Annotated in this window: 7 protein-coding genes; 3 read left to right on the top strand and 4 right to left on the bottom strand. The window is 55.5% G+C overall.

What is annotated here, in order from left to right:
- Positions 1-16 precede the first annotated feature (16 nt).
- Positions 17-2,746, top strand: coding sequence for a c-type cytochrome domain-containing protein (locus Pla100_RS22010; protein WP_146580216.1), 2,730 nt, complete (start codon positions 17-19; stop codon positions 2,744-2,746).
- Between the two features lie 5 nt (positions 2,747-2,751).
- Here Pla100_RS22010 and Pla100_RS22005 read toward each other — a convergent pair whose 3' ends face one another.
- Positions 2,752-4,125: a dicarboxylate/amino acid:cation symporter gene (locus Pla100_RS22005; protein WP_231603345.1), complete on the bottom strand. Its 1,374-nt coding sequence runs from the start codon at positions 4,123-4,125 to the stop codon at positions 2,752-2,754.
- 203 nt (positions 4,126-4,328) lie between these two features.
- Here Pla100_RS22005 and Pla100_RS22000 point away from each other — a divergent pair, with 203 nt between their 5' ends.
- A complete protein-coding gene (locus Pla100_RS22000; RefSeq protein WP_146580212.1) occupies positions 4,329-5,936 on the top strand; it encodes an MFS transporter in 1,608 nt (535 codons plus the stop codon).
- Here Pla100_RS22000 and Pla100_RS21995 read toward each other — a convergent pair.
- Positions 5,882-7,687 carry a sensor histidine kinase gene (locus tag Pla100_RS21995; RefSeq protein ID WP_146580210.1) on the bottom strand — a complete coding sequence of 602 codons (1,806 nt, stop codon included), beginning with the start codon at positions 7,685-7,687 and terminating at the stop codon, positions 5,882-5,884. The two genes, Pla100_RS22000 and Pla100_RS21995, sit on opposite strands and share 55 nt — an antisense overlap.
- Complete coding sequence (locus Pla100_RS21990) at positions 7,684-8,265, bottom strand: hypothetical protein (RefSeq protein WP_146580208.1); 582 nt, start codon at positions 8,263-8,265, stop codon at positions 7,684-7,686. Before Pla100_RS21990 ends, Pla100_RS21995 begins: the two co-directional genes overlap by 4 nt.
- Before the next feature lie 363 nt (positions 8,266-8,628).
- On the opposite strand from Pla100_RS21990, the gene Pla100_RS21980 reads away from it, so the two are divergent.
- Complete coding sequence (locus tag Pla100_RS21980; protein WP_146580207.1) at positions 8,629-9,846, top strand: right-handed parallel beta-helix repeat-containing protein; 1,218 nt, start codon at positions 8,629-8,631, stop codon at positions 9,844-9,846.
- Here Pla100_RS21980 and Pla100_RS21975 read toward each other — a convergent pair.
- Positions 9,827-10,555: a PAS and helix-turn-helix domain-containing protein gene (locus Pla100_RS21975; RefSeq protein ID WP_146580205.1), complete on the bottom strand. Its 729-nt coding sequence runs from the start codon at positions 10,553-10,555 to the stop codon at positions 9,827-9,829. The genes Pla100_RS21980 and Pla100_RS21975 overlap by 20 nt on opposite strands.
- Positions 10,556-10,848 lie beyond the last annotated feature (293 nt).

The raw sequence follows: 10,848 nt of genomic DNA, 5'->3' as shown, positions 1-10,848 counted from the left end.
TAATCAACACTACATCATGAATCGATTACCATTTTTTCTTGCGATATGCCTCGGTTTGGCCCGGCCTGCGGTCGGTGTCGACTACGTCGAGGATGTGTTGCCGATTTTGGAAACCTACTGTCTTGGCTGTCACACCCAAGACGACGCTCAGGGCGGGTTGGTGATGGACTCCCACAAGGCCTTGATGGCCGGTGGTGGTTCCGGATTGGCGATCACTCCGGGGGTGGCGTCGAGCAGTCGAATGTTTTTGATGGCGGCGGGGAAGCTCGAACCGGTAATGCCGCCCGACGACATGGAGGGGCCAACGCCGGAAGAACTTGAAGTTCTGGCCGAGTGGATCGATGACGGTGCCAAAGGCCCCGACGGAGACATGCCGCTGAAACGGACGCTTCGCACGCCTAAGGTTCCGACGGCATCGGATGTCGACTTACCGATTACCGCGATCGCGATTTCACCCGATGGGAAACGATTCGCCCAAGCTCGGTTTGGCGTGATCGAGATCAGCGACGCCGCGGGCAAACCGATCGCGAACATCCAAACCCATTCCGGCAAGATCAATTCGTTGTCGTTCGATGCGTCTGGGCAACGGATCTTGGCGGCGACGGGCTTGACCGGCGGTTACGGGCAAGCGGTTCTTTACGACGCGCTCAACGGCCAATTGATACGAGAGTACGTCGGGCATCGTGACGTTCTTTACGCGGCGGAGTTTTCGCCCGACGGAACCAGAATCGCGACTGCCGGCTACGATCAAACGATCTCGATTTGGAACACCGATAGCGGAGACTTGATCACCACTTTGAAAGGGCACAACGGGGCGATTTTTGATTTATCCTTTTCGCCCGACGGTCGCCATTTGGTTTCGGCGTGCGCGGACGAAACGGCCAAGGTTTGGGATACCGAAACGGGCGAGCGGATGGACACGCTCAGCCAACCCGAAGGCGAAGTGTACGCGGTACGATTCACGCACGACGGAAAGTATCTATTGGCTGGTAGTGCGGACAATCGACTGCGAGTGTGGCGATTCGTATCGGTCGATCGACCGCGGATCAATCCGATCGTGCAAACTCGTTTCGTCGACGAGTCGCCCGTGGTGCATTTTGATTTGACGAAAGACGGTCGCGGTTTGGTGATCATCAGTGAGGCCGGCAACGTGAAGTTGTTGCGAACAGATGATTGGTCGGTGGTATCGGCGATGACGCCGCTGCCTGACGCGGCGACCGATCTGGCTGTTGCTCGTGATGGAAGTTCGGTCTCCATCTCATTGATGAACGGAGAGATCATCAAGCGAACATTGCCCGCGATTCCAGATCGTGAACAATCTGCTCGCGCTAGTCGAATCGAGCCGATTTATCTCGACGTGGGACCGTTGGCGACGATGGATGAAGCCAAGAGTGAATCAATCGAGGGCATCATTGATGTTCCGCGCGGCGTTGAGGTCAAGGGCGTGATCGCTCAACCGAGCGAGACGGATCGTTATCGATTCACGGCCAAACGGGGCGAGGTTTGGGCAATCGATGCCGACAAGACTTCAGGCGACCTCGATCCCAAGATCCAAGTTCGGGACGAGTCCGGCGAGTTGGTTCGGCGGACGCGTTTGCAAGCGGTCCGCGACACTTATTTCACGTTCCGTGGCAAAAACAGCATGCAAACGAACGACTTCCGTTTGTTCGGGTGGCAGGAAATCGGGTTGGACCAGTATCTGTATTCCAACGGTGAAGTGACGAAAACTTGGATGCACCCCCGTGGGCCCGATTCCGGATTCGATGTTTACCCCGGCGAAGGAACCCGGCACACCTATTTCGGAACGACGCACACGACGCACGCGTTGGGCGAACCGGCTTATGTCGTTCGCGAATTAGCAGCCGATGAAGCTCAAGAGCCCAACGGCTTGCCGGTGTTCGATGTTTACTACGAAAACGACGACGACCCTTCTCGCAAAACCGGCAGTTCCAGCCGATTGCTGTTCACCGCCCCGATAGACGGTCGATTCACGGTTTCGGTTTCCGACACACGCGGACACTCAGGTGCAGACTATGGTTACGCCTTTCGGGTGCGGCCGGCTGATCCTTCGTTCACCGTAACCGTGGCCAAAGTTGAACCAGAAATCCATCCCGGAACCGGCCGGGAAGTCCGCCTCGTTTCGGAGCGATCCGATGGATTTGAAGGACCAATTGAAGTTTCCATTGGTGAACTTCCTGAAGGATGGAGATCGACTTTCCCGGTCACTATCGAAGCGAACCAGAAAACGGCGTTTGGGATGATTTGGTTGCCCGAGGGGGCATCGCCTGGGGAGAATCCGGTCGATTTGCCCGTTACCGCGTCGGCGGAGATCCTTGGTCGGACCGTTGAACGAGCTGCGGGTATGATCCGTGGTTTGAAGGTCGGCGGTGCAGCCAAAGTGATCCCGATGATTCAACCGATCGATCGCGACGTTCCCGAGGGCGATAGCTGGACGATCGAGGTTCCACGCGGCGAGACGGTGTCCGCCCGTGTGGTCTTGAAACGAAGCGAAGGCTTTGACGGTGAGGTCAGGTTCGGTAACGAGAACGCGTGCCTGAACTCGCATCACGGTGTTTATGTGGACAACATCGGCTTGAGCGGATTACTCGTGCTGCCCGGTTCTGATGAGCAGGTCTTTTTCCTCACCGCCGATCCGGTCGCCGCGCCCGGCGAGCGAACGATCTTTTTGAAAACCAACCAAGATAAGGGCACGACCTCGTTGCCCGTGACGGTCCGAGTGAAGTAGTTCGCTTACTCGCGGATCGTGACACTAACAACGGCGGCTCCGATGCTGTCGCCAAAAACATTGACGGTGGTACGGAAACGATCGAGCAACCAATCGACGGACAAGATCAGTCCGATGTATTCGAGCGGTAAACCGACGGCGCCGAGCACGATCAACATCGTGACCAGTCCCGCTTCGGGAATTCCAGCTGCCCCGATTGCCGCGAGAGTCGCGGTGACTGCGACGATCACTTGTTCGCCCATCGTCAAGTCGAACCCGATCGCCTGAGCGATGAAGATCGCGGCGGCGGCTTCGTAGAGCGCCGTGCCGTCCATGTTAATGGTCGCGCCCAGCGGAATCACGAACTCGGTCGATCGTTTGGAGATACCCGCCGACTCGGCGCACTCGAGCGTTACTGGTAGCGTGGCCGATGAACTCGCCGTTGAGAACGCGGTCAGTAACGCTTGGCTCATTGATGAGGCGAAGCGATACGGGTTCTCGCGTCGGACGATCCAAAAGATCAACGGTAATACGATGAAGGCATGAATGGCTAAACCGATCAGCACGGCGGCAAAGTACCAGCCGATCTGACCGAGTTCGGCAAGAAAGCGTCCGTCCGCCTGCGCCTTGCCGAACCGAGCGGTCACCAAGCAAAAGATGCCCAGCGGTGCGATCTTCATCAACACCATGACGAACGACAACAAAGCGCTGTTGGCCTCGCCGACCAGCGTCGTGATCGATCGGGTCTCGTTGGGTATCGTCGTCAACAAGGCTCCAAAAGCGATCGTGAAGACGATGATTGGAAGCAACTGTGTCTCGACGGCGGCGCCGAACAGGTTGTCGGTGACGAGCATCAACGCGAGATTCTCGAGGATCGTTTCGACACCGGGGGCCGCTTCATTGTCGGAAGCCAAATTGGTGAACACCGCGCCGACTTCGTCTTCGCTAAGTCCGCTCGATTCGGCAAGACTGGCCCGAAGGATCTGCTGCGGCTTGGCTTCCTGATTGGCGAATCGGGCGAGCTGTTCCGGAGCCACCGTTCCGACGCCCGGGCGGATGACGTTCACGACGATCAATCCGATCACGACGGCGATGACGGTTGTGCAGAGGTAATACCCGACGGCAGCGGCCCCAGGTTTGCCAAGTTTGCGAACATCGCCGAGGCCGAGGATGCCACACATGACCGAAGTGAACACCAACGGCACCACGATCATCTTCAATGACCGCAAAAACAACTCGCCGCCGATTTCAAAATGCGTTGCGATATCCGGCGCAATCAATGCCAACGCGATGGCCGCCACAATCGCACCGGCGATCCAATAGGTCAGCGAATTACTGTGCTGCGGCTTCTTGCGGTTCGAGTCGGCGGCGGGCGTATCAAGCGTTGAGTTAGTATTCAAGGTTCCGTTCCTAGGGGGTGGTGAAGCCATAAAATAACGGTTCGAAGCACTTCTCGGGCACGCTGCGCCAAGATGCAACCTACTTTTGAGATGAATTCCGCGTCCGAACGCCATCCCTATCCTCCCGCAGCGATTTCGCCATGGGTCTTTTTCGCACTCAAACATCCACCCGATCCAGTTTCCGGCGTGCATCGTTGGGCACAATGCTTTGCCTCGTTGGGCTGGTTGCCGGCGGCTTCGTCGGCGTTCCCAAGTTGCATCATGCATGGTCATTGCGCCAAGAACCGGTGGAGCTGACGTGTCTCGCATTGTTGCAATCGGGGGTTCCGGAGCAAACCAGCATCGTGCGACTTTCCGATCCGGTGGTCCATCCACCGGGCGAGATGGAACTGCCCGGTGATGAGGCGGCGGCCATGCCGGGGCTGGCCAAGATGCAAGCACTGTTAGCGGATCCCCGCGCCAAAGGCCTCGTCGATCAACTCGTCCGCGGCGATATCTTGCCGCGCGGAGTACCGCGACGTTCTGGCCACCAACCACTGAAGCTCAGTATGGGACGATCAACCGTCGCGTCGGCCCAAAATGAAATCGATCAAAACGGAACCGTGACCGTTCACGTCAGCGAAGACCAGACCGTTCAATTTATTGTCAAGGTTGCCTCCTTATTGCATCTAACTCTTCCGGAAACATTGGCAGCGCAAGCCGAACTGCCGGCCTACACGTTGCATCCGGTCAGCCTGATCGGAAGCCGTCGCGAGGCGTTGGCCTGGACGATCGGCGGATCACTCACACTCGCGTTGGGACTCGTACTGTGCGGCAGCGCCACCTTGGGTTGGTGGGTGATTTTCTCGCCCTTCGCGGCCATCATCGGGTTGCCCGGCATCGCGTTTCGAAATGGTCGTGGCAACCGCATAACTCGACGGATCGGTGCCGCGCTTGGAGTTGGTTTTCTCGTCGCCGCGTTTTATCTTGCGGGATCCATCGGCGCGATCGGACAATCGGGTGGCCAGTGGCTTTGGCACGTCGCCGGTTGGTTGGCGGCGTCAATCGGATTGGCTGCGTTGTCGGGGACTTGGCTAAATAGGCGGATCGATCGTGTCCAAGGGCGATCCGTTGACGCATTGGTTCAATTTGCATCTCCAAAGAAAAAGCAATCGAAAGCCAAACGTGAAGCCGACTTCAACCGCCAAATCGCATCCAAGCCCCCGCAACTTCAAAACATACTCGATGCGAGCGAATACACCCGTCGATATCTCGATGCCAAACTCAGCGTGTCGTTATCGAGCGAAACCAGTGGCGAATTGGCAGTCCAGGCGAGCAGTCTGGAAAAGATGGAATTCGATGCGCCACTAGTGATTGAACATTGTGCCGAGGATCAATTGATTTCGGCAACCGTCCAGATTGGTTGTCGAAAATTGGTCATGATCGTGATGGAAGAAACCGCCCATGGTTTGAAAATTCGGTTGACAAGCATCCTCGAAGACGGCCACGTGATCCTGAGCAGCGGTGGTGTCGAAGATCGATTCAATCGTGATTTTTCTGGGGATGTCGCAACGGTCCACTTTTTCGATTCTTCGAATGCGGCCAAACTGGTAACGCTTCACCTGGAACGCGCAGCCTCGGTCGCCGAGCAACGCCAGACCAAACTAGTCTTGCTTGATCCTAACGAATGGCGGGACTTGATCCACTATAGCGAACGATGTTTGGCGCAAACGATGCACGAACAGAAACTCGAACGCTGGGATGTGCTGGATTCGCACTACGGCCGATTCTCGTTCCCGCCCAAAGCGGTGCTGACACCCGCGATGGCTTGATTGAACTTGGGCCACGCGAACTGAACCGTTGTTCCAGCGCCCAATTCGGATTGCAATTCAATCCGTCCTCCAAAACGCAAAAGCGTCTTTTCAACGATGGCGAGTCCCATGCCACTGGCTTCGAGCGTATCGCGACTTTGCAAGGTTTGAAAAATCTTGAACACTCGCTGGTGAAAAGCCGGATCGATTCCGGGGCCGTCATCGGTAACACGGAATCGATACTCGGTTTGAAATTCCTGGAATCCGATCTCGATTCTCCCGTGATCGCGGTTGTGATGCTTGACCGCATTGCCGATCAGGTTCAAGAATAGCATCCGCAACGGGGTGGCATAACTGACGATCACCGGCAGGTCGTCAAGGATTTGGACTTCGTAGGCAGGATCGATGGCAAGTAAATCGATAACCTCGCTGACCAATTTGGAAAGATCGATTTCCTCGAGCTTGCCTTCTTTACGTCCGATGCGACTGTACATCAATAAATCGTCGAGCAGATTCTGCATTCGCAGGATGCGTTGGTCCAGCCTGTTCAAATGCTCGACGGAACTCGGCGTTAAATGGTCCGCGTCGTCTTCACGAATGAACTTGGCAAGTTGCCCGATCCCACGCAGTGGTGAGCGAAGGTCGTGTGAAGCGATATAAGCAAACTCCTCTAGGTCTCGGTTGGCGACTTCAAGCTCGTCAGCATACTGACGTAATTCCGCTTCGGCGATCTTGCGTTCACGAAGATCTTGCCAAACCGCGAGTAGACTTTTTCCGTCGCGATGATCCACCGGCGTCAAGGTCACTTCACATGGCAAGGGCTCGTCATCGATCGTCTGATGCATCCATTCGAATCGATGGTAGCCATCGCGGTACGCGGTCGCATACATTTCTCGGAATTTCTCATCAGATCGACGACCATCCGGTTGAAGCAAAGGAGAAAACTCGACAGGAGAATGATCCATCAAGGATGCTTTGGAACTGACACCTATCAATTCGATAGCGGCTTTGTTGCAATCCAATATCCCATATTCACCGAAGATCAAATGAGGGTTGGTGGACAACTCAAAAAGGGTTGCTCGAAATGCTTCGGCTCGTTTCAGTTCCGTCACGTCGCGGATAAATAGCACGACGAGCGACTCACCTTCGAACTGAAGAATACTAGAATGAACTTGGCAATCGATTCGTACTCCGTCCTTGCGTCGATACCTAGATTCATAGATTTGGTTACCGAGCGAATCCAACGTCTGCCAATAAGATTCCCATGAATCAATTTCGACGAAATCATCCAAATCGCTCGGCGAGAGTTGCAATAGTTCTACATTGGAATATCCAAAAAGCTTGGTTGCTTGCTCATTGGCATAGGAGAGTGTACCGTCGCGTTTCACGATCAAGACGACATCCTTCGCTTCATCAACTACGTACTGAGTCCGACGCAACCGGTGCTCCAGTTCCTTACGCTGGGACACCTCCAGACGCAAATCTTCCATGACACTAATCAAGGCTTTGCGTTTACGAAGATCGTCCGTCTGTTTGAGAATCAGCCCCGACCGCTCGGTCTCCTGGACGACCTTGTCCTGTATCAGGGCGGCTCGAAGATTCACGAGTTGGATCGCATACCATGCCACCACACCGATCAACACAACGATCACGAGCGTGCACGCCAATACGTACCCGGATCGACTGTCGATAGCCGCCCAAGATCCTAGGACAAGCGAGACCGCCATGAATCCGAAAGCGAATAAGACGATCGTGGGTGCCGATCGATTCATGACTGATTCATGTACTTCGATGCCCGTCCGAGTTCTTGCAGCAGATGATTGACTTCTTGCTTTAACTCGGAAATGCGATCTTCGCGATTGAGCACCGACGCGGTGAACTCACGTAATTCTTCGTTGTTGTGTTCCAATTCTTTCTGAATCTCTTCACGACGTTGGACTTCGCCGCGCAGACGCCGGTTCATGTCCGCGATTCCAGGAAGTGCGATCGCGGCGGGCATGACGCGGATCATCGCCAGTACCGTTGCCGTTGATGCGATAGCGGTGACTACTTTCAGAATCGCCGAAAGACGATAGACGGGAAACCAAAAGATGATCGCTTCGACCAGATGCACAAACCCGCACGAAACGATGAATGCGGCGAACAACCAAAAAATGTTGGGGAAGACCAATTCCTCACGCTTGAGCACGAAAAACGCCAACACGCAAGGAATCGCGATGTAAGCGAGAAACGTAACGACATCGGCAACGATATGCAGCCATCCGACTTCAGGTTCCTCGGCCCATCCTGAACCGCAATACCAGCGCGGCGGAAATCCCTCGGTTTGAAATAGATTGAAGAAGAAGTTCATCGTTCCTCCCTGGTTGGTCGTTGTGCCCGATCGAAACCGCCGCAGCGCAATGAAACCAAATTGCCCCGGCCAGAGGCAGGTTAACAGGACGCCAGCGGACTCACTATATACTTTTCTTGGCTCGGAAGGTTCCCTGTCCCGCTCGATGATCGGCGGCTCGCGACCGCTCGCGGGCTGTTGATTTAGTCGTATACCGAATGACAACCATTAGCCGATGGGCGTTAGCCCCGGTTAACGGCCGTGTAAACCGCCGCTAACGCGGTACGGCTAATTAAATCAACAGCCCGCAAGGCTCGGTCCGAACCGCTACAATCACGGCTTGTTTTCTAGTTGGCTCGTTCAACTCGCTCGGGAACGCTCATCATGTTGCGAATTCTGACGACCGCTTTCGCGTTTTTATTGATCGTCACCCGGTCCGTACCGGCAAGTTCCGAAACATTCCATTTGAAACCGGAACAAGATTGGTTCTCGATTCTCGACGGCGACGGTCTCGCCCCCGGTGATGTGGTGAAGCTTTCGGCGGGACGCTACCAAGACCGACGTCGTCTATCGTTGCGGCATCGCGGAACCTCCGATCGGCCGATAACGATTATCGCATCAGAGAGCGGGACCGTTGTGTTCGAACGGCCCGATGACGCGCAAAACACGATCAACCTCGACGGAGCCTCGCACCTGCACCTGATCGGAATCGAAGTCACCGGAGGTGCCGCCGGGATTCGAATCAGTCGCTCTGCAGAAAATGCCGACGAAGTCATCGGCATCCATGTTCGTGATTGTCATCTGCATCACCTCGGCGGCGTCGCGATTACCTGCAATGAACCGGGAACGGTTTACCGCCAATGTGTCTTCAGCGGGAATCACATTCATCACACGTCCGGCCACGGCGAAGCGTTTTACCTCGGCGGCAACAACGCGACGGCAACCTTTCATGATGGGCGGATCGAACGAAACTACATTCACCACCTCAATGGCCCCGACGTTTCGCAAGGCGACGGCATCGAGATCAAAGACGGCTCATCGGGCAATCGAATCATTGCCAATGTGATTCACGACACCAAATTCCCCGCGGTCACCGTTTATGGATCCGGCGGCGGCCCGGTCAATCGAATCGAGCGCAATCTCATTTGGAACACCGGCGATCACGGCATTCAAGCCGCCGCCGACGCGGTCGTTCGAAACAACACCATCGTGAAGGCAGGCCAAGCGGGGATCTATAGTCGCGATCACCAAGGTGCCCGGAGTGGAAATCTGACCATTTCAAAAAATGTCATTTCCCAAACGCAGGACGCTGCGATCCGAATCTACAACGAGTCGACCGTTCAAAACCGTCAACCGATCGAAATCATCAACAACCAGTTGCACCCGGGAAACGGAAACACGATTCGAGTTGCCAATGCTGCGGGCGTCACCGTTCGAAATAATCGCGGTCGCGGACAATCGATGCCGCCCGACGTGGATGAAAGCTGGTTCACCACGGACCAGATCGATTGGTCGCTCCCCGAAGACAGACCGCATCCGGCTTGGACGCGGCTGACTCGCGCGACGCTGCGAGATCACCTGTTTACTCCGGCCGGTCGCTGAACCGACGTAAATGGGTGTCACTCAAATCCAACCCCATGCTGGTCACTAGCGCCACCAACTCGGCTTGACCTCGCATCTGTAGCTTTTGACCGATTGATTCTTTGTGCCGTTCGATCGTCTTGGGGCTGCGGTGCAGGATCGCGGCCGCTTTGGGAACGCTCATCCCATGCCCCAACAGCGCGAGTACTTCGAGTTCTCGCTTCGTTAGTACATTCAAAGGTCCTAAATCGATGAACTGAGTCTTGTACGTTTCGCAACCGGCAGCCGGACGCCACGGTGAATCGCCGGACTCAAGATGCGTAACAACGATGACGCGATTGAAGGGAGGCGTTGAATCACGCAGTGGCCAAACGGTCGACTCAATCTTCCGACCGTGATAGATGTGTCCGATGACGACCGGACGTTGGCTCTCCAAAACCCGTGCGATCAATTCGAGTCGCTCTTGAACATACTCCGGCGGATGAAAATCACGAATCGTCTTGCCCTGATAGTCCACTTGGTCTCGGTCAAAAAACAAGACCTTCGAGGTGTCATTGATAAAAAGCAGTCCACCGTCGGAGTCCATGATGCTGATGCCGACGCCGGGTGTCTTGGAGATCGCACTCCAAATCGACGCTGGGTCGAAATGCGGTTCGTCTTGCCGATGCACGTCCGAGGGGCGCGACCTCGGAAGGGCCGACGATTCGCGTTTTTCGTTCTCCGCATTCATTGTCAAAACCATCGTAAAAAGAAAAGAAGCATGGCAAGTAGGTGAATCGCCGGATGGATCGAATCACTGCTGATCGCCATCATCGTCGCACAGCCAGTGAGGTACAAGGTGAAAGGATCCACTACGAGCCGAACGGCTCGGACCACGGACGGTCACCACACTGGATGCCGCGACCACATGACGCCTCCCGTTCGGATAACCGGTATGACCGGAAGGTTTCGAGATCGAGCGAGGTATTTTCGCGCAGGCCGATTAATCTGGAGAGCGATCCTGTCCCGCTCCAGCCGCCCGGT

Source organism: Neorhodopirellula pilleata (assembly GCF_007859915.1).
Taxonomy (GTDB): domain Bacteria; phylum Planctomycetota; class Planctomycetia; order Pirellulales; family Pirellulaceae; genus Rhodopirellula; species Rhodopirellula pilleata.
This window is presented reverse-complemented; position numbering and strand designations above follow the sequence as displayed.

Excerpts from the sequence above, each read along its gene's own strand:
- Pla100_RS22010 (WP_146580216.1), top strand. The coding sequence starts at position 17 with ATGAATCGATTACCATTTTTTCTTGCGATATGCCTCGGTTTGGCCCGG.
- Pla100_RS22000 (WP_146580212.1), top strand. The coding sequence starts at position 4,329 with ATGCTTTGCCTCGTTGGGCTGGTTGCCGGCGGCTTCGTCGGCGTTCCC.
- Pla100_RS21995 (WP_146580210.1), bottom strand. The coding sequence starts at position 7,687 with ATGAATCGATCGGCACCCACGATCGTCTTATTCGCTTTCGGATTCATG.
- Pla100_RS21990 (WP_146580208.1), bottom strand. The coding sequence starts at position 8,265 with ATGAACTTCTTCTTCAATCTATTTCAAACCGAGGGATTTCCGCCGCGC.
- Pla100_RS21980 (WP_146580207.1), top strand. The coding sequence starts at position 8,629 with ATGTTGCGAATTCTGACGACCGCTTTCGCGTTTTTATTGATCGTCACC.
- Pla100_RS21975 (WP_146580205.1), bottom strand. The coding sequence starts at position 10,555 with ATGAATGCGGAGAACGAAAAACGCGAATCGTCGGCCCTTCCGAGGTCG.